16 protein-coding genes are annotated in these 19,427 nt (G+C 33.2%); all 16 read left to right on the top strand.

The genetic code is table 11. The annotated features are described in order from the left end of the window. The first annotated feature begins 30 nt into the window (after window positions 1-30). The 16 genes from rplK (at window position 31) to DB313_RS01920 (ending at window position 19,405) form a co-directional block, all read left to right on the top strand. Window positions 31-465: a 50S ribosomal protein L11 gene (gene rplK, locus DB313_RS01995; protein ID WP_120104188.1), complete on the top strand. Its 435-nt coding sequence runs from the start codon at window positions 31-33 to the stop codon at window positions 463-465. Then, window positions 465-1,139: a 50S ribosomal protein L1 gene (gene rplA / locus DB313_RS01990; RefSeq protein ID WP_120104187.1), complete on the top strand. Its 675-nt coding sequence runs from the start codon at window positions 465-467 to the stop codon at window positions 1,137-1,139. Before rplK ends, rplA begins: the two co-directional genes overlap by 1 nt. A gap of 10 nt (window positions 1,140-1,149) precedes the next feature. Next, on the top strand, window positions 1,150-1,638 hold the full coding sequence (gene rplJ, locus DB313_RS01985) for a 50S ribosomal protein L10 (protein WP_120104186.1): 489 nt from the start codon (window positions 1,150-1,152) through the stop codon (window positions 1,636-1,638). A gap of 74 nt (window positions 1,639-1,712) precedes the next feature. Next, window positions 1,713-2,084: a 50S ribosomal protein L7/L12 gene (gene rplL, locus DB313_RS01980; protein WP_120104185.1), complete on the top strand. Its 372-nt coding sequence runs from the start codon at window positions 1,713-1,715 to the stop codon at window positions 2,082-2,084. Window positions 2,085-2,168: 84 nt separating this feature from the next. After that, window positions 2,169-5,636: a DNA-directed RNA polymerase subunit beta gene (gene rpoB / locus DB313_RS01975; protein ID WP_120104184.1), complete on the top strand. Its 3,468-nt coding sequence runs from the start codon at window positions 2,169-2,171 to the stop codon at window positions 5,634-5,636. A gap of 14 nt (window positions 5,637-5,650) precedes the next feature. Further along, window positions 5,651-9,784, top strand: a complete 4,134-nt coding sequence (gene rpoC / locus DB313_RS01970; RefSeq protein WP_120104183.1) for a DNA-directed RNA polymerase subunit beta' — start codon at window positions 5,651-5,653, stop codon at window positions 9,782-9,784. A 66-nt stretch (window positions 9,785-9,850) separates the two neighbouring features. Next, window positions 9,851-10,225 (top strand): 30S ribosomal protein S12, encoded by a 375-nt coding sequence (gene rpsL / locus DB313_RS01965; RefSeq protein WP_120104182.1) that lies wholly within the window; start codon window positions 9,851-9,853, stop codon window positions 10,223-10,225. A 12-nt stretch (window positions 10,226-10,237) separates the two neighbouring features. Beyond that, on the top strand, window positions 10,238-10,711 hold the full coding sequence (gene rpsG / locus DB313_RS01960; protein WP_120104181.1) for a 30S ribosomal protein S7: 474 nt from the start codon (window positions 10,238-10,240) through the stop codon (window positions 10,709-10,711). A 63-nt stretch (window positions 10,712-10,774) separates the two neighbouring features. Next, the gene (locus DB313_RS01955; protein WP_120104180.1) at window positions 10,775-11,794 is read left to right on the top strand and encodes a BMP family lipoprotein; all 1,020 of its coding nucleotides are present in this window, start codon (window positions 10,775-10,777) and stop codon (window positions 11,792-11,794) included. Window positions 11,795-11,847: 53 nt separating this feature from the next. After that, window positions 11,848-12,876 carry a BMP family ABC transporter substrate-binding protein gene (locus DB313_RS01950; RefSeq protein ID WP_120104179.1) on the top strand — a complete coding sequence of 343 codons (1,029 nt, stop codon included), beginning with the start codon at window positions 11,848-11,850 and terminating at the stop codon, window positions 12,874-12,876. A 158-nt stretch (window positions 12,877-13,034) separates the two neighbouring features. After that, complete coding sequence (locus DB313_RS01945) at window positions 13,035-14,108, top strand: BMP family ABC transporter substrate-binding protein (protein WP_120104178.1); 1,074 nt, start codon at window positions 13,035-13,037, stop codon at window positions 14,106-14,108. Window positions 14,109-14,143: 35 nt separating this feature from the next. After that, the gene (locus DB313_RS01940) at window positions 14,144-15,154 is read left to right on the top strand and encodes a BMP family ABC transporter substrate-binding protein (protein WP_120104177.1); all 1,011 of its coding nucleotides are present in this window, start codon (window positions 14,144-14,146) and stop codon (window positions 15,152-15,154) included. A gap of 256 nt (window positions 15,155-15,410) precedes the next feature. Then, the gene (locus DB313_RS01935; protein WP_120104176.1) at window positions 15,411-16,835 is read left to right on the top strand and encodes an MGH1-like glycoside hydrolase domain-containing protein; all 1,425 of its coding nucleotides are present in this window, start codon (window positions 15,411-15,413) and stop codon (window positions 16,833-16,835) included. 56 nt (window positions 16,836-16,891) lie between these two features. Next, window positions 16,892-18,253 carry a magnesium transporter gene (gene mgtE / locus DB313_RS01930; protein ID WP_120104175.1) on the top strand — a complete coding sequence of 454 codons (1,362 nt, stop codon included), beginning with the start codon at window positions 16,892-16,894 and terminating at the stop codon, window positions 18,251-18,253. A 40-nt stretch (window positions 18,254-18,293) separates the two neighbouring features. Beyond that, window positions 18,294-18,713 (top strand): HIT family protein, encoded by a 420-nt coding sequence (locus DB313_RS01925; RefSeq protein ID WP_174220842.1) that lies wholly within the window; start codon window positions 18,294-18,296, stop codon window positions 18,711-18,713. Between the two features lie 23 nt (window positions 18,714-18,736). Next, window positions 18,737-19,405, top strand: a complete 669-nt coding sequence (locus tag DB313_RS01920; protein WP_120104174.1) for a hypothetical protein — start codon at window positions 18,737-18,739, stop codon at window positions 19,403-19,405. Window positions 19,406-19,427: the final 22 nt, after the last annotated feature.

Genomic DNA, 19,427 nt, shown 5'->3' with positions numbered 1-19,427 from the left:
TAAGAGCGTTATTACCATAAGGAGTTATTTGTGTCTAAGAAGAAAAAAGAAATTGCTTGGGTTAAATTGCAAGTTCCAGCTGCGCAGGCAGTTCCGGGAGCTAAAATAGGTCAGGCTCTTGGGCCTCATGGGGTAAGTGGTCCTCAGTTTGTTAAGGAATTTAATGAAAGAACAGCTAAAATGGAGCCAGGGATTGTTGTTCCTGTTATTATTACTGTTTATAGTGATAAGAGTTTTTCATTTATTGTTAAAACTCCTCCTGCTTCTGTTTTGATTAAGAAGGCTATTGGAATTGAGACAGGCTCTAAGAAGTCTAATACGGACAAAGTTGGGACTATATCAAAAGAAAAGGTAGCAGAAATTGCAAAAGTTAAAATGCCTGATTTAAATGCAAAAACAGAGTTGGCAGCATTTAAAATTATTGCGGGAAGTGCTCGTTCAATGGGTGTTGAGGTGGAAAAATAATGGCTAAAGTTGGAAAAAAATATATACAAGCTTTGTCTAGGGTAGATAAGCTTAAAGCTTACAGTATAGATGATGCTATATCTTTGTTGAAGGAAATTAAATTTGTTAAGTTCGATGAAACTATAGATGTTTCTATTAATCTTAACTTAAAGAAGAGTCATACGGTTAGAGACACAGTCGTTTTGCCAAATCAGTTTATGAAAGAGAAAAGAATACTTGTATTTGCAAAAGGAGATAGAGCGGAAGAGGCTAGAGAAGCTGGTGCTACTTATGTTGGCGATGACGATTTTATTAATAAGATTAAGGGTGGATTTGATGAGTTTGATGTTGTTGTGGCAACACCTGATATGATGAAGGATGTAGGAAAACTTGGTCCTATTTTAGGTAAAAGGGGATTGATGCCAAACCCTAAGACGCAAACTGTTACAAATGATGTAAGGGGTGCTATTAGTAGTCTTAAGAAAGGTCGTACAGAATATAGGGCAAATAAGAATGGTGTAATAAATTTCTCTATTGGTAAATCTTCTATGGATAATAAGAAAGTAAGGGAAAATTATGATGAGTTTATTAGGGAATTACTTAAGAAACGACCTAGTGATTTAAAGGGTACTTTTGTGGATAGTGTTTATATTTCATCTACTATGGGACCTTCTATGAAGATTGATTTTGTTTAGGAGTTGGTTTATGAATGCAAAGATAAATCCTAAAAAGGTAGAAATGTTTAATTTATTTAAGGGTTTTCTAGATGGTAAGGATAATATTTTTTTCCTAGATTACAGGGGATTAACAGTAGCAGAACTTACTAAGCTTAGGAATAGGGTAGAGAGCGAAAAGGGTGCTTTAAGGGTTGTTAAAAATAATATAATGAAGCGAGTTTTGAAAGACAGAGAAATAAAGGGTCTTGATTCTTATCTTTTAGGACCAACAGCTGTTGTGACTGCTGTTGATGAGGCTAATATAATTGTAAAGATTTTTTATGAATTTGTTAAAGAGACTACTTTGAAAGTTAAGGGAGGTTTTGTTTTAGGTGAAGTTTATGATGAGGCTAGGCTTAATGAGTATGGGAAGCTTCCTACTAAGAAAGAGGCTATTTCTTTGTTTGCAAGTGTACTTAAAGCTCCAATTTCAAAACTCGCAAGAACATTAAAGGCTTTGTCTGATATTAAAGTTTAATGAAAAGCAGTGTTAGTCTTAATTGAGTGCATGCTATCACTGGTTAGAATAAATGTAAAAGGAGTTAAGTTAATATGTCACTAAGTAAAGAAGATATTTTAGCATGGCTTGAGGGAGCCAAAACAGCTGAGGTTGTTGACCTTATAACAGCTATTGAGGAAAAATTTGGAGTTACTGCTGCGGCTGTTGCTGTTGCTGCTGGGCCTGGCAATTCGGGTAGTGGTGCTGAGGAACAAACAGAGTTTGATGTAATGCTTGTATCTTTTGGGGATAGTAAGATTAATGTTATTAAGGAAGTAAGAGCTATTACTGGACTTGGACTTGGAGAGGCTAAGGCTTTAGTTGAGGCTGCGCCTAAGGCAGTTAAGGAAGGTGTTTCAAAGGCAGATGCTGAGGAGATAAAGAAGAAATTAGAATCAGTTGGTGCAAAAGTTGAAGTTAAATAAAACATTGAAAATGTTTCAGATTTATTATTCCACATGCTGGTTGAGTAGTATGTGGTTTATCGTGTCTTAAAAAGGAGTCTTTTAATGATAAAAAGGGTTCATCTAGGGCAAGGCAAGGCAGAAGAAATTTTAGACTTACCTAACCTAATTGAAATACAATTGAATTCTTATGAGAAATTTTTGCAGCTTGAGAGATTAAAAAATAAAGAACCTTTGCTTAATGAGGGACTTGAATCTGTTTTTAGAAATGTTTTTCCTATAAAAAGTAGCAATGGTGAAGTTGCTCTTGAGTATGAAAAATACTACATTGAGGATGATTCTCTTAGTTTTACAGAGAAAGAATGCAAGAGGAAGGGACAAAGTTATGAGGCTATTTTAAAGATAAGGTTAAATTTACAGTTTTTAACAACAGGGGAAATAAGACAGAAGGATGTCTATATGGGTACTATTCCTTTAATGACTAATAGGGGAACTTTTATTGTGAATGGTGCTGAGAGGGTGATTGTATCTCAGATTCATAGGTCTCCTGGAGTTGTTTTTTATAAGGAAAAGGACTTGTATTTTGCTCGCATTATACCTTATCGTGGTTCTTGGTTAGAATTTGAGATTGACTCAAAAAAAGATTACCTTTATGTTAAGATAGACAGAAAGAAGAGAATACTTGTTACTCTTTTCTTAAGAGCATTGGGACTTGATACTAGAGAGAAGATAATAGATACTTTTTATAACATTAGAAAAATTGAGGTAAATGAAGATACCAAAAGAGAAATTGCAGGTCAGTATTTAGCCGTAAATATTAATATAAAAGAAAATATGACTTATCGTGCGGGTGATAAGATAACTTTACAGGATATTGAGGATTTTTTACAAAATGGAATAAAAGAAATAAGGCTTATTGATTTTGATGGTTATGATAGTGTTCCTGGAAAATATTTTATTAGTTCTGATATTATTTTAAATTGTTTTGAAAAAGAAGATGCTTATTTTTCCTTAAAAGATGGATTTAAGGAGCTTTCAAGAGAATCAGTGATGCTTGCTGTTTATAATGTGCTTTTGCCGGGAGAACCAATTTCTATTGATAGTGCTGAAAATGATTTACGAACAGTGTTTTTCTCAGAGAAGAGGTATGATCTTGGACATGTGGGGCGATATAAGCTTTCTAAAAAATTTGGACTTGATGATTTGACAACTTCAGTTCTTACTATGACAGATATTGTAAATACTATATCTCATCTTTTAAGGATATATGATGGGCATGATACTCTTGATGATATTGATCATCTTGGGAATAGAAGAGTTCGTTCTGTTGGCGAGTTACTTACGAATATATATAAGGGAGCGATGGCAAGGGTAGAAAAAATTGCAAAGGATAGAATGTCTAATAAGGAGGTATTTAATCTTAAGCCTCAGGAATTGATAAGTGTTAAACCTATTGTTTCTGCTGTTAAGGAATTTTTTGCAACTAGTCAACTTTCACAATTTATGGATCAGGTTAATCCTTTGGCTGAATTAACACATAAAAGGCGGCTTAATGCTTTGGGTCCTGGAGGACTTTCAAGGGATCGTGCAGGATTTGAGGTAAGAGATGTTCATTATACCCATTATGGTAGGATGTGTCCTATTGAGACTCCTGAGGGCCCTAATATTGGCCTTATTGTTTCTTTAGCTACTTATTCCAGAGTAAATGATTATGGATTCTTGGAAACTCCTTATAGAAAAGTAGTTGACGGTAAGGTTACTCGTGAAATAGAGTATTTATCTGCAATTGATGAGGAAAAGAAAAGTATTGCACAGGCGAATGCTGATGTTGATGTTGATGGTAATTATATTGAAGATTTAATTTCTGTTAGGGTTTCTGGCGATTATACTACTATGGTGCCTAGAAGTATAGATTATATGGATGTTTCTCCTAGGCAGTTGATTTCTGTTTCTTCCGCGTTAATACCTTTCCTTGAGCATAATGATGCGAATCGTGCTCTTATGGGTTCAAATATGCAACGCCAAGCAGTTCCTTTATTGTTTCCACAGCCACCTATTGTTGGTACTGGTATGGAGAGGGTAGTTGCTAAGTATTCTGGTGTTGTTATTAAGGCAAAAAGAGCAGGTACAGTTATATTGTCAACAAACAAAAAAATAGTTGTAAAACCTAGTGAGGCTAGTGATTCTTCTGATTTAGATGAATATTATCTTTCTAAATATGAGAGAACGAATCAGGATACTTCTTTTAATCAGTCAGTTTTAGTTAAGGAAGGACAGGAAGTTAGTGAGGGCGAGATAATTGCAGATGGACCTGCTACTAGATACGGTGAACTTGCTCTTGGAAATAATTTGTTGGTTGGCTTTATTCCTTGGAATGGATTTAATTATGAGGATGCTATATTAATATCTGAGAGAATTGTAAAAGAAGATCTTTATACTTCAATTCACATTAAAGAGTTTGGTATTGAGGTAAGAGAAACTAAACTTGGTCCTGAAAAGGTTACGGCAGATATTCCTAATGTAAGCTCAAAGATATTAAGTAAATTAGATGAGAATGGAATTATAGTAATAGGAACTTATGTAAAACCGGGTGATATTTTGGTTGGTAAAGTTACGCCAAAGTCAGAAGGAGATATTACTCCTGAATTTAAACTTTTAACATCGATTTTTGGAGAGAAAGCAAAAGATGTTAAGAATAATTCACTAAAAGTTCCACATGGTACTGAGGGTACTGTAATTGATGTGCAAAGAATCACGAAGGATGATGTTGGAAATCTTCCTCCGGGTGTTGATGAAATATTGAAGGTTTATATTGCTAAGAAAAGAAAACTTAAGGAAGGTGATAAAATGGCCGGAAGGCATGGAAATAAGGGAGTAGTTGCAAAAATTCTTCCTGTTGAAGATATGCCATATCTTTCCGATGGAACACCTCTTGATATATGTTTAAACCCTTTGGGGGTACCTTCTCGTATGAATATTGGTCAATTAATGGAATCTCAACTTGGCCTTGCTGGTAAATATCTTGGTGAGTATTATGATATTCCTGTTTTTGAATCTGCTACAAATGAACAAATACAGGAAAATCTAAGGAAAGCTGGGTTTAATGAAACCTCAAAAGAGATTTTATATGATGGGTATACAGGAGAACAATTTGAAAATGAGGTTATGGTTGGGGTTATATATATGCTTAAACTTCACCACCTTGTTGATGATAAGATGCATGCAAGGTCTACAGGTCCTTATTCACTTGTATCACAGCAACCTCTTGGAGGAAAGGCACAATTTGGTGGTCAGAGACTTGGGGAGATGGAAGTTTGGGCGCTTGAAGCTTATGGGGCTGCGCATACTCTTCAAGAGCTATTGACAGTAAAATCGGATGACATGTCAGGACGAGTTAAGATTTATGAGAATATTGTTAAGGGTATTCCTACTAATGTATCTGGCATTCCTGAATCTTTTAATGTTTTGATGCAGGAGTTAAGAGGTCTTGGGTTTGATTTGTCAATTTATGATGATAAAGGAGATCAAGTTCCTTTAACGGAGAAGGAAGAGGAATTGATTAATAAAACTTAGGTTTTGAGGTTTCTATGAAAGAGATAAAAGATTTTGAAAAAATAAAAATAAAAATAGCGTCTCCTGATCAAATTAGAAATTGGTCTTATGGTGAAGTTAAGAAGTCTGAAACTATTAACTATAGAACTTTAAGACCTGAAAAAGATGGGCTTTTTTGTGAGAGGATTTTTGGAACAACAAAAGAATGGGAATGTTATTGTGGTAAATTTAAATCAGTAAGGTATAAGGGCATTATTTGTGATCGTTGTAATGTTGAGGTAACGCATTTTAAAGTTAGGCGTGAAAGAATGGGGCATATTGAACTTTCGGCTCCTATTGCTCATATTTGGTACTATAAGTATATCCCTTCTAGAATTGGTCTTTTGCTTGATATTACGGCTTCTAATTTAAATTCTATTCTTTATTATGAAAAATATATCGTAATTGAACCAGGAGATACTGACCTTAAGAAGATGCAGCTTTTAAATGAAGATGAGTATTCTGAAGCAAGAGAAAGATATGGGATGTCTTTTAATGCTTCAATGGGAGCTGAGGCAATTAAAACTTTACTTGAAAATCTTGATCTTGATGAACTTTCATCTAAGCTTAGGGTTCAAATGATTGATAAAGATGACAAGACAGATAAAAAGCTTTTAAGACGACTTGAAATTATTGAGAACTTTAAAATTTCTGGAAATAAACCGGAATGGATGATTATGGATGTTCTTCCTGTGATTCCGCCGGAAATTAGGCCTATGGTTCAGCTTGATGGAGGTAGATTTGCTACTTCTGATTTAAATGATCTTTATAGGAGAGTTATAAATAGAAATAATCGTTTAAGAAAACTTTTACTTTTGAATGCACCTGAGATTATTGTTAGAAATGAAAAAAGAATGCTGCAAGAATCGGTTGATTCTCTTTTTGATAATTCTCATAAGAGAAAAGTTGTTAAAGGTTCATCGAATAGACCGCTTAAGTCTTTGTCTGATGCATTAAAGGGTAAGCAGGGTAGGTTTAGGCAAAATCTTCTTGGGAAGAGGGTTGATTATTCTGGTCGTTCTGTAATTGTTGTTGGCCCTGAACTTAAGCTTCACCAGTGTGGTATTCCTTCAAAGATGGCGCTTGAGCTTTTTAAACCGTTTGTAATTAGAAGGTTAATTGAGAGTGAATCTGTATTTAATATAAAGAGGGCAAAAAGTTTAATTGAGCAAGAAGTGGATGAAGTATGGCAGATTTTAGATGAAGTTATTAAGGAACATCCTGTGCTTTTGAATAGAGCTCCAACGCTCCATAGATTAGGAATTCAAGCTTTTGAACCGGTTTTAGTTGAAGGGAAGGCAATAAAGTTGCATCCTCTTGTTTGTCATGCTTATAATGCTGATTTTGATGGCGATCAGATGGCTGTTCATGTTCCTTTGACTCCTGCGGCACAATCTGAGAGTTGGGCCTTGATGCTATCTACTAATAATTTGTTAAATCCTGCAAATGGGCATCCTATTGTATTTCCATCTCAGGATATTGTTTTGGGTCTTTATTATTTAACCATGCAGAAAAAGAATGTAGTTGGAGAGGGGCGTAAGTTCTTAAACTTTAGTCAAGTTCTTCTTGCGGTTAATAATAAGAGTTTAGATTATAATGCACAGATTTATGTAAAGGTTAATGGTGAATATATCGAGACTACGTCGGGTCGTGTTGTGTTTAATGAAGCTTTGCCAGATAAGGTTGGATTTGTAAATAAAACACTTAGCGATTATGAGTTACAAGTTTTAATTTCTGAGGTTTATGTTGTTCATGGTTCTTCTATTGTAATTGAGATGTTAGATATCATTAAAGAACTTGGGTTTAAATATGCTACTAAATTTGGATGTACAATAAGTATGAGCGATATTATTGTACCTAAAGAGAAGAAAGTGTATGTGGAGAAAGCTAATAGAGAAATTGCTAAGATACAGAATGATTATACTAAGGGTGTTATTACTGGAGAAGAAAGATATAATAATGTTATTTCTGTTTGGTCAAAAACAAATGAAGAGCTTACTACTAAGATGATGGAGATACTTAAGAGTGATAGGAATGGATTTAATGTTATTTATATGATGGCTGATTCTGGTGCTCGTGGAAGTAGAAATCAGATAAGACAACTTGCAGGAATGAGAGGCTTGATGGCTAAGACCTCTGGTGATATTATTGAGCTTCCAATTATTTCTAATTTTAAGGAAGGATTGTCTGTAATAGAGTTCTTTATATCTACAAATGGTGCAAGAAAGGGACTTGCGGATACTGCTTTAAAGACTGCAGATGCTGGATATTTAACTAGAAGATTGGTAGATATTGCTCAAGATGTTGTTGTTAGAATAGAGGATTGTGGAACTATTAATGGTATAAAAGTTGAGGCCTTAAAAAATGGAGAAGAGGTAGTTGAGTCTTTAAGAGAAAAAGCTGTAGGAAGTTATTCAATTGAGAGAATAAAACACCCTATTACGGGTGAGATTATTTTAGATGTAAATGAAGAGATTACGGAGTCTAGGATAAAATTATTGGAAACTATTGGTATTGATAAGCTTGTAATTAGGTCTGTTTTAACTTGTGAGGCTGAACATGGAGTTTGTCAGAAGTGTTATGGACGAGATTTTTCAAAGAATAAGCCTGTTAATATTGGAGAGGCTGTTGGGATAATTGCTGCTCAGTCAATAGGTCAACCAGGGACACAGCTTACTATGAGAACTTTTCACATTGGGGGAGTTGCACAGGCGGGTAGTGAGGATGATAAAATTTCACTTAAAAACACTTTCATTCTTAATGGAATAGAAGGTTTTAATGTTGAGGTTGATGGTGGGTTGCTTTTTACAAGAAAAGGAACTTTAAGAGTAATTAATGTTATTTATGAGGAAGATATTAAGCTTATTGAAGAAATTAAGGTCTTAGATTCTCAGAAGGTGATTAAGGGTATGCCTTTGTTTGTAAATAAAGAAGGCATGGAAGTGTTATCATCTTATATTGGTTTTATTAAGATTATGGATGATAAATTTATGATTGTTTCTGAAGAGCAAGAGGTGCCTTTAAAGGCTGGTACAAGACTTGAAATTAATGTTGGTGATTATGTTGAAGCCGGAAGTGTTATTGGAACATTTGATCCATTTGCAGAACCTATTATTGCTGAAGTTAAAGGGAAAATTAAATTTAAGGATATTATTTTAGGCACAACTCTTAAAGAGGAAATAAATCTTGAAACAGGGAATATTGAAAAGAGAATTACAGATCAAGTTTTTGAGTCTCTTGATCCTAGAATTTTAATTATTAATGACAGAGGTGTTGAAATATCATCTTATGTACTTCCGGGAGATGCTTATCTGCAGGTTGAGGATGGACAAGATATTAATATTGGAGATGTTATTGCTAAGCTTTCTAAGGGTTCTGAGAAAACTCAAGATATAACGGGAGGTCTTCCTAGGGTTAATGATTTATTTGAGACACGAATACCAAAGAACTTGACGGAGATGGCTAAGGTAAGTGGAGTTGTTCAGTTTAAGGCAATTCAGAAGGGGAAGAGACTTATTAATGTGTTGGATGAGTATGGGGTTGAACATAAGCATTATATTCCTGCTGGAAAACATCTTTTGGTTAGAGATGGAGACATTGTAAGGGCTGGAGATATGCTTTGCGATGGAAGAATTAATCCTCATGATGTTCTTGAAATTCTTGGTGGAATTAGTTTACAGGAGTTTTTGTTAGCAGAGATTCAAGATGTTTATCGGAAGCAAGGTGTAAGTATTAATGATAAACATATTGGGGTCATTATTAAACAAATGATGAAGAAAGTTAAGATTATATCTGTAGGTGATACCAATTTTGTTTATAATCAAAAAGTAGATAAACATACTTTTTATGAGCAAAACAAGAGAGTGATTGAGCAGGGTGGTGAACCTGCCATTGCTAGTCCAATTCTTATTGGAATAACGAAAGCTTCTCTTAATATAGATTCATTCATATCAGCTGCTTCTTTCCAGGAGACTACTAAGGTTTTAACAGATGCTTCAATTGCAGGTAGAGTTGATGATCTTAAGGGTTTGAAAGAGAATGTTGTTATTGGTCATTTGATTCCTACTGGAACGGGTATGAATTTGTACAAGAGAATTAAAATAAGAGAAAATACAAACAATGAGGTTTAAATTGACAATAAATCATATATTTGTTAATATTTTATTGGTAAAATTAAGAAAAGGGAGCATTAGTAGATGCCTACAATTAATCAACTAATAAGGAAGCCAAGAAAGAGTCAGAAAGAAAAGACAGCATCTCCTGCGCTTCAGAATTGTCCACAGAGAAGAGGGATTTGTACTCGTGTAATGACAGTTACGCCTAAGAAACCTAATTCAGCTTTAAGAAAGGTAGCTCGTGTTAGACTTTCTAATGGGTTTGAGGTAACGGCTTATATTCCGGGTATTGGACATAATTTACAGGAGCACTCAGTTGTGCTTATTAGGGGTGGGAGAGTTAAGGATTTGCCTGGTGTTAGGTATCATATTATTAGGGGCGCTAAGGACACTTTGGGTGTTAATAATCGTAAGAAAGGGCGTTCTAAGTATGGAACTAAGAGACCTAAGGCTTAAGAGGTATTGGTTATGTCAAGAAAGAGTCGAAAAATAAAGAAAAAAGTTTCCATAGATGCTAAGTATAGCTCTAGGGTTATTGCTAAATTTGTTAATAGAATGATGTACGATGGTAAGAAGTCAATAAGCGAAGCTATAATTTATAATTCAATTGATATGCTTGCAGAAAAGCTTGAGGAGAATGATAAGGTTGCTGTTTTTAGTAAGGCTTTGGATAATATTAAGCCTTTGGTAGAAGTTAGAAGTAGGAGAGTTGGTGGTGCTACTTATCAGGTACCTGTTGAGGTGAGGGAAGAGAGACGTGAAGCTTTGGCAATGAAGTGGATAATTTCTGCTGCTAGGAAATCTAGTGGGAAGTCGATGCAAGAAAAGTTAGCTAATGAGCTTGTAAATTCTTACAATTCTACAGGAGTTGCTTTTAAAAAGAAGGAAGATACTCATAGGATGGCAGAAGCAAATAGAGCTTTTACACATTATAGATGGTAAAAAAGACACCTTTTTCAAGGTGTTTTTTTTTGTATTTATTTTGAATTAGGTGGAGGTTAATTTATGTTAAAAATAGTTATTTTGCTTTTTTTGTGTTTAGGATGTTCAAATCCGCAAAATGAAACTGTATTGCCTAGTACTGTTTCTGTGATAGTTGATGGTACTTTTGATGATAAAGGCTTTAATGAGAGTTCTTCTAAGGCAATGAAGCAACTTGAGAAAGAGTTTGGTGTGAATATTATTGAGAAAGAATCTAAGGCTTCTGATTATTTGGGAGATATCGGAGGTTTGGAAGATGGTGGTTCTAGCTTGATATGGGGACTTGGTTTTAAGTTTACGGATGTTTTTTTACAAAAAGCGAGAGAAAATGCTAATGTTAATTATGCAATCATTGAGGGGTCTTATTCGGCAGATGTAGAGTTACCTAAAAATTTGGTGAATGTGAATTTTAGATCAGAGGAGGGAGCCTTTTTGGTAGGGTATATTGCAGCTAAAACGACAAAGACAGGGAATATAGGATTTTTAGGTGGAATTGAGGGGGAAGTAATTAATGCATTTAGATATGGATATGAGGCCGGAGCTAGATATGCTAATAAAGATATTAAGGTAAATGCACAATATGTAGGGACATTTACCGATCTATCATTAGGACGGTCAATGGCAAGTAAGATGTATAGCGATGGGATTGATATAATATTTGCAGCAGCAGGACTATCAGGACTAGGAGCAATTGAGGTAGCAAAGGAAATGGGAGAGGGATATTATGTAATTGGAGTTGACCAGGATCAATCATACCTTGCACCTAGTAACATACTTGTGTCATATGTTAAGAGAGTTGATGTAGTAATATTTGATTTGACAAGATCTTATTTGGATATTGGAGAATGGAATGGTGGAAATAGTTTAGAGTTTGGACTTAAAGATGGAGCTCTTGATTTAATTTTTAATAAGTTGATAAACTTAGATCTAAAAGAAGGATATGAGAGTTTAGTAGAAGTTAAGAACAGAATAGTTAATAATGAGATTAAGGTTCCCAGAAATGAGGCGTCTTATAATGCTTTTATTTCAAAATTTATTTCGTAAGAGATACTATAACTTAGGTTATAGTATCTTAAGTTGTATGAAAGTTTTGGTTCATGAATAAATTCATATTTTTTATTTCATTTTTGTTAGTTTTTTGGGGATGTAGTAAAAAAGCATCTACTTTTAAGCCTTTGGACAGGCCTTTAGTTGGTGTGCTTGTTGATGGAGGGTTTGATGATAAATCTTTTAATGAGAGTGCTTGGATGGGTGCTAAGAAGCTGGGGGAAGATTTTTCGGTTGATATTCTTGGCAAAGATTCAACAAGTGCTAATTATTCTAGTGACCTAGAGGGACTTAAGGATAAAGGTTCTAGTGTGATTTGGGGAGTGGGTTATAGATTACAAGAAGTTATTAAACAAGCAGCTTTGGTTAATACAGATGTTAATTATGGAATTATTGACATTGCTTATTCGACAGGTGTAGGCATACCTCGAAATTTAATAGGCCTTACATTTAAAGTGGAGGAGGGAGCCTTTTTGGTAGGGTATATTGCAGCTAAAACGACAAAGACAGGGAATATAGGATTTTTAGGTGGAATTGAGGGGGAAGTAATTAATGCATTTAGATATGGATATGAGGCCGGAGCTAGATATGCTAATAAAGATATTAAGGTAAATGCACAATATGTAGGGACATTTACCGATCTATCATTAGGACGGTCAATGGCAAGTAAGATGTATAGCGATGGGATTGATATAATATTTGCAGCAGCAGGACTATCAGGACTAGGAGCAATTGAGGTAGCAAAGGAAATGGGAGAGGGATATTATGTAATTGGAGTTGATCAGGATCAATCATACCTTGCACCTAGTAACATTTTAACATCAGTTGTTAAAAATGTTGGAGATTCTCTTTATGGCGTGACTGCTAATTACTTAAAGACAAAGAATTTTGATGGTGGCAAGATAGTAGAGGTAGGTCTTAGAGAAGGTGGCATTAGTATTGTTAAAGATTATTCTAAAATTAAATATGATATTAGTGTCGAGATTGAAAGTTTAGAAAATAAAATAATTAGTGGTTCTATTTTAATTCCAAGTAATTTTGATGAATATAGTGAGTTTTTAAGTATTTATAGTTTATAATTTATTGAATTGGATTACATTAATTTTTATTTAAGGAGAGGAGTTTTTCTTTTTAATATTCATATATCTAAAATGTTATTTTATTGATGGTTTGCTAAGGTATTTTTGTATTGAAATTTAAAAATGTTTTAAATTTGTTTTATTAGGAGAGGACAAGATTGTTTAAAAATTTATGTTTTGTTATTTTGTTTTTCTTATTTATATCTTGCGCTAAGTCAGAAGTATCTTCTTATTTATCTTCTGGTGAGAAGGTTATTATGGGAATTGTGGCTGAGACGGATTTTAATGATAAAGGATATTTTCAAAGTGCTCTTGATGGTGCCATGAAAGTAAGGGATGAGTTTGGAATAAAGCTTATAACAAAAGTTTTAACACCTTATCCTATTAAAGGCAAAGAAATTATGACGGAAGATGAAGTAGTAACGGAAGATGTGTATGACCTACAAAAGGAAGGAGCCAATTTTGTTTGGTTGATTGGGACTCGTTATTCAGAACTTTCATTAAAATTTTCTTATGAAAATCCTAGTATTTGCTATGGGATTATAGATTCTTTTGATTATAATGAACATGACATTAGAGTCCCTAAAAATTCTTTAGGTGTTAGGTTTAAAGCACAAGAAGGATCGTTTTTAGCTGGTTATGTTGCTGCTAAGATGAGTAGGCGCAATAAAATTGGATTTTTAAGTGGTCCTAGGGTTGAGCATATTGAGAATTTTTTAGTTGGATTTCAAGCAGGAGCTTTTTATGCAAATCCTAGGATACGAGTAGTTACAAAGAGGCTTTTCAATCTTTCTGACAAAAATGCTAGTAAGTTTGTTGCTAAACATATGTATGTTAATGATGGTGTTGATGTTATTTTTCCTGTAGCGGGGCTTGCTTCTCTTGGCGTTTTTGATGCAGCAAAGGAACTTGGATCTGGACGTTATGTCATTGGGATTAATCAAGATCAATCATATCTTGCTACTCAAAATGTTATTACTTCCGTAATTAAGGATGTAGGAAAGGCAATATATAATCTTTCAGCAGATGCTATGAAAAATAAAAGATTTGAGGGAGGGCATATTGTTGAGCAAGGCCTCAAGGAAGGCGTCATAGATATTATTAAAGATCCTGATATAATTGGTGATGAGTTGGTAGATGAACTAGTTAAGCTTCAGAATAATATAATGGAAAAGGAACTTATTGTACCTGCTACAAAATATGAATTTGATTTATTTAAATCAAAATTATAAACTTTTAATTAGTTTTATTTTAGGGGGAATATAATATGGGGGGATTATTTTTAATTTTACTCACTCTTTGCTTGTCATGCTCTGGTTCTAAAGATGTAGGAGGGGCTTCTAAAATTTCTATGTTAATTGATGGTCATTTTGATGATAAATCTTTTAATGAGAGTGCTTGGATGGGTGCTAAGAAGTTGGGGGAAGATTTTGGTGTGGAAGTGATACCTAAAGAATCTACTTCAAGTTCTTATTTAGCTGATATTGAAGCATTAAGGGATAATGGTTCAAATTTTATTTGGTTAATTGGATATAAGCTTAGCAATGTTTCTATTAGTGTCGCTTTAGAAAATCCAGATGTAAGGTATGCAATCATTGATCCTGTTTATGAGGATAATGTAGTGGTACCCAAGAATTTAGCAGCCATAACTTTTAGAACAGAGGAGGCAGCTTTTTTGGTAGGATATATTGCAGCTAAAACATCGAAGACAGGAAAGATTGGATTTTTAGGTGGAATTGAGGGTTCAATAGTTGACTCATTTAGATTTGGATATGAGGCTGGTGCTAAGTATGCAAACAGAGATATTAGTGTTCGCAGTGGATATATTGGAAGTTTTGCTGATACAGAGACTGGACGATCAATGGCAAGCAAGATGTATGGTGATGGGATTGATGTTATTTATCATGCTGCAGGTTTAGGTGGACTAGGTGCAATTGAGGTGGCAAAAGAAATGGGAGAGGGATATTATGTAATTGGAGTTGACCAAGATCAGTCATACCTTGCACCTGATAATATTATTACATCTTCAATCAAGGATATTGGACAAGTTGTGTACATTTTGACTTCTAATTATTTAAAGACAAATGCTTTTGAGGGGGGCAGAATATTAAGTTATGGCCTTAAGGAAGGGTTTGTAGGTTTTGTTAAAAATCCTAAGATGATTCCTTTTAAATTAGAAAAAGAATTAGATGATGTTTCTGATAAAATAATTAATGGAGAGATTACTGTTCCAAGTAATGAAAAGGAATATAAGGTTTTCCTTAATGAATTTCTTTAGTAAATAAATATATTAATTTGTTGTTTAACAATATATTTGCATTGTTTAATATTAGTTAAGGCTTAGGTACTGTTCTTAAGCTTTTTGTTTTTTGCGTTAGCAACCTGTTGAATTTTAGCCTATTTTGTTAAAGGATTTGTATTTATAGAAAGAAGAGCTTGGCGCTAAAATTTTTAGATTTAAGTCCTATTTTGTGAATATAATAATGATATAATAAGTAGAAGTTTATTTATATTTGTTTTCAGAGGTTTGAGTATTGAATAAGAGAATATTTCCAAAAATATACTATTATGATCAAGATTTTATTGATATTTATAATAAGAGTCTGTCTTGGATACAAGATAAAATTGTTTTTCCTCAAACTTTAGAGAAGGGTAAGAGAGAGAAAAACTATTATTCTGAGAGTCTTGAATTTATAGATCAAATTCAGGCTTGTCTTTCAAGCTTTTTTCTTGTCTACAGTAATGGAGAATATTCTCCTACATCTACTATTGATAAATTTTATCAACTGCAAGAAGCATCAGGTGCGATTAGATCTCGTTACGACAAGAGTAATAATGCTATTTATATGGAAGGAAATGATGAGGGGATTGGATTACCAATTTTTGCTTGGGCTGAATATAATTTATATCATAAAACAGGTAATAAGAGGCGCATTTCTGATGTTTTGCCAATTCTTGACAAATATTATCGATGGATAGAAAAAAATTTTTTAAAGGGTAATGGACTTTATTCAATTAATGTAAATAAAATTTTTTATAAGAATTCTCCCAGGAAGGATGCATATTATCCGATTGATTTTAATTCATTACAAGTGCATAGTGCGTATTGTATTTCGAAATTGGCGGACATATTAAATGATAAAAATTTATCACTTGAATATAAAAAAAGATTTTTTTCCCTTAAGGCCAAGATTAATTCTTTGATGTGGGATGAAATCGATGGGTTTTATTATGATCTTGACATTAATGAGAAGATTATTAGATGTAAGACAATAGTAGGGTTTTTACCTATGCTTTCTGAAATTCCAAGTGAAGATAGAATAGAGAGAATGGTTTTCTATTTAAAGAGTGATAAACACTTTGGAACTCCAAATCCTTTTCCTACTCTTTCTGTTGATGATTCTAAGTTTAATTTAGATGGAAATGGGTATTATGGCTCTGTTTATACTTATATGAATTTTTTTATTATTAAGGGACTTGAATATTGTAGGCGTGCAAATATTGCAAGGGAATTTACCATAAGGCATTTGTATTATGTTCTAGATACTCTGCTACCCGATGGCAAGGTTAAGGGGCATATTTGGGAAGCTTACAAGCCAATGAAAGAGGGTCCGGCTTATTTTGATGTTGAGAATAAAATTCTTCCAAAAAAGGATATTATTTGTTATCTTGCTCTCTTTAGTATTAGTTTGATGATAGAAAATATTATTGGCCTTACAATAAGTTTGCCAGATAAAACAGTCTATTGGAATATTCCTGCTCTTGAAATTATGGGAATAGAGTGCTTATCTCTTAGGAAAAATCAAACTACAATTATTTGCAATAAGGGCAAGAGGGGATGGGAGATAAAGATGGAATCTGAGAAGCTTTACTACTTTACAATAAATATATTAAATAAAAAAGAAAAGACGCTACCTATACCTTCAGGTAGATGCTCTATGCTTTTGGATAAGTTATAGCTTTAATAAGTTTATTTTTATTATTTATTGAGAGTTAAAATCTTGGGGGTCTTAATATGATAGATATTGTATTTTTAAAAACCTTACTTGAAGAGAAAAGATATTCTGAAATAAAGGAAGAACTTTTAAAATACGATGCTTTTGATATTAGTGAAACGATGAAAAGACTTAATGGTTCTGATTTAATTTTGCTTTATAGGTTTCTTCCCAAGAAAGTTGCTGTTGAAGCTTTTTCTAATTTTGACCAAGCTACAAAAAATAAATTGGCTAATTCTTTTACAAACAAAGAAATAAGTGAAATGATAGATGAGTTAAATCTTGACGATGTTATTGATCTTTTGGAAGAAGTGCCAGCAAATGTTGTACAAAGATTTTTAGCAAGTTCTACTGAGGAAAATAGAGAAATTATTAATAAATTTTTGTCTTACAGTGACGATTCTGTTGGTTCAATTGTAACTATAGAATATATTGAACTTAAAGATTATTTTTCTGTTAGAGAAGCTCTTGACTATATTAGGAAAGTGGCAAAGACTAAGGAAGATGTATATACTTACTATATTACAGATGAAGAGAAGAGGTTAAAAGGCGTTGTTAAGATTGAAGATTTGATGCTATCTAGAGATGATGTTGTTATTTCTTCGATAATGAGGACTAGTGGGTTTTATATTGTAAAAGTTAGTGATGAGAAGGAGGAGGTTGCTCTTCTTTTCCAGAATCATGATATTTTGAGTGTTCCTGTTGTTGATAATGAGGGAAGAATGATAGGCATCATAGTTATTGATGATATTCTTGACGTTATTCAGAGTTTAAATACCGAAGACTTTCATATAATGGCTGCAGTTACTCCTTTAGGTAAGTCTTATCTTGATACTTCTATTTTTGACATGACAAAAAATAGAATAATTTGGCTCTTAATTCTTATGATATCTTCTACTTTGACAGCTACTATAATTACAAGTTATCAGAATTTGATTTTGTCTTTAGTTATCTTAACTAGTTTTATCCCACTCTTGATGGACACATCAGGAAACGCGGGTTCTCAAGCTTCTGCATTAATTATTCGTGAGCTTGCTCTTGGAACTCTTAAAGTAAAGGATTTCTTTCGTGTATTCTTTAAAGAAGTGTGTGTTAGCATTTTAGTTGGTTTAATTCTTGCTAGTATTAACTTTTTGAGGGTTGTATTTTTTGTAATTCCTGAGAATGGTGAAAGGTTTAGAATAGCTTTTGTTGTCTCTTCATGTTTGATGATAGGTTTAATGGTGGCAAAAGTATTGGGGGGTCTTTTACCTATTTTTGCTAAGATTTTAAGAATTGATCCAGCTTTAATGGCGGGACCTTTAATTACGACTATTGCTGATGTTATTACCTTAATTGCTTATTTTAATATAGCTAGATTAGTACTATATAATTATTTTTAAGGCTTAATGATATTTTTAATATGATTAAAAGGGGGGAGTTTTGAGTGATTGTATTTTTTGCAAGATAGTAAGAGGTGAAATGCCTTGTTATAAGGTTTATGAGGATGATTTAGTACTTGCTTTTCTTGATATTAACCCTTTAAATGTTGGACATACCCTTGTTATTCCCAAACAACATAGCAATGATGCTTTAGTTATGAGTGATGATCTTAATGGTCAAGTATTAAGAATATGCAAAAAAATAGCTATTTCTTTGAAAAAGTTGAGCTCATGTATTTGTAGTGGAGTAAATATTTATACTGCAATTGGGTCAGAAGCTGGACAAATTATTTTTCATACTCATTTTCATGTGGTTCCAAGATTCCAGGGGGATAATTTTGGTTTTAGCAGAGGTTCTAATGTTAATCTCTTAGAAGATGAATTTCTGAATTTATCAGAAAGGATAGGTCGAAATATTTAGTTTTTAAAGAAGGTATTTAATATATGAGTAAATTTTTTTATATATTAGTTGTTGTTTTTGTACTGAGTGTGTTTAAACTACATGCTTTTTCTTCAGGAGATACTAATGTTTATGGTGGTGTTGGAGTAGGTGTTGATAATTTTTCTCAAGATTTATATTTTTATGAAAGACTTAAATATCAAGCTATTTTTGGTTCCGGGCTTGTTGTTTCAAATAGTTTAGCTTTTGGAGGAGAAGTTTCTTTCGATGCTAGATTTTTATCAAAATATACACCTTATGCTAGGGAAATTGTGTCTATGTTAACAGGAGCTAGTGACATAAAAGAGCTAATAAGATCTCCTGATATTTTTGAGCTTCGTGATCTTTCAACATCAATTAGAATTTATCTTAATTATTTCTTTGTTCCTAACATGTCAATATTTAGTTTGACTATTTTTTCGGGTCTTAAGATATCATACATGGATTTTCAGAGTTATTCTTACGGTTATTTAGATTATATAGTAAGTGAAAACCCTGTGATTGTAGGACTTGACGTAGGTACAAGAATTAATTTGGGATTTATTTTCTTAGAATATGTAATTTCACCAATCTTTTATGATAAATCTTTGCTCTTTGAACAAATGCATAGAGTATCTGTAGGTTTTATTTATCAGTATAATGTAGCATCCATTAGTTCTACAACATACTTTTGATGGATAATGTAGTTTTCTAGTT

The sequence above is a fragment of the Borrelia turcica IST7 genome, assembly GCF_003606285.1.
GTDB classification, from domain to species: Bacteria; Spirochaetota; Spirochaetia; order Borreliales; family Borreliaceae; genus Borrelia; species Borrelia turcica.
Note: the sequence above shows the minus strand (reverse complement) of the source record. Positions and strands in the feature narration are given on the sequence as shown.

What these genes read in the sequence shown, in the direction of transcription:
- rplA (WP_120104187.1), top strand. Translation starts at nt 465, where the DNA reads ATGGCTAAAGTTGGAAAAAAATATATACAAGCTTTGTCTAGGGTAGAT.
- rplJ (WP_120104186.1), top strand. Translation starts at nt 1,150, where the DNA reads ATGAATGCAAAGATAAATCCTAAAAAGGTAGAAATGTTTAATTTATTT.
- rplL (WP_120104185.1), top strand. Translation starts at nt 1,713, where the DNA reads ATGTCACTAAGTAAAGAAGATATTTTAGCATGGCTTGAGGGAGCCAAA.
- rpoB (WP_120104184.1), top strand. Translation starts at nt 2,169, where the DNA reads ATGATAAAAAGGGTTCATCTAGGGCAAGGCAAGGCAGAAGAAATTTTA.
- rpoC (WP_120104183.1), top strand. Translation starts at nt 5,651, where the DNA reads ATGAAAGAGATAAAAGATTTTGAAAAAATAAAAATAAAAATAGCGTCT.
- rpsL (WP_120104182.1), top strand. Translation starts at nt 9,851, where the DNA reads ATGCCTACAATTAATCAACTAATAAGGAAGCCAAGAAAGAGTCAGAAA.
- rpsG (WP_120104181.1), top strand. Translation starts at nt 10,238, where the DNA reads ATGTCAAGAAAGAGTCGAAAAATAAAGAAAAAAGTTTCCATAGATGCT.
- DB313_RS01955 (WP_120104180.1), top strand. Translation starts at nt 10,775, where the DNA reads ATGTTAAAAATAGTTATTTTGCTTTTTTTGTGTTTAGGATGTTCAAAT.
- DB313_RS01950 (WP_120104179.1), top strand. Translation starts at nt 11,848, where the DNA reads ATGAATAAATTCATATTTTTTATTTCATTTTTGTTAGTTTTTTGGGGA.
- DB313_RS01940 (WP_120104177.1), top strand. Translation starts at nt 14,144, where the DNA reads ATGGGGGGATTATTTTTAATTTTACTCACTCTTTGCTTGTCATGCTCT.
- mgtE (WP_120104175.1), top strand. Translation starts at nt 16,892, where the DNA reads ATGATAGATATTGTATTTTTAAAAACCTTACTTGAAGAGAAAAGATAT.
- DB313_RS01920 (WP_120104174.1), top strand. Translation starts at nt 18,737, where the DNA reads ATGAGTAAATTTTTTTATATATTAGTTGTTGTTTTTGTACTGAGTGTG.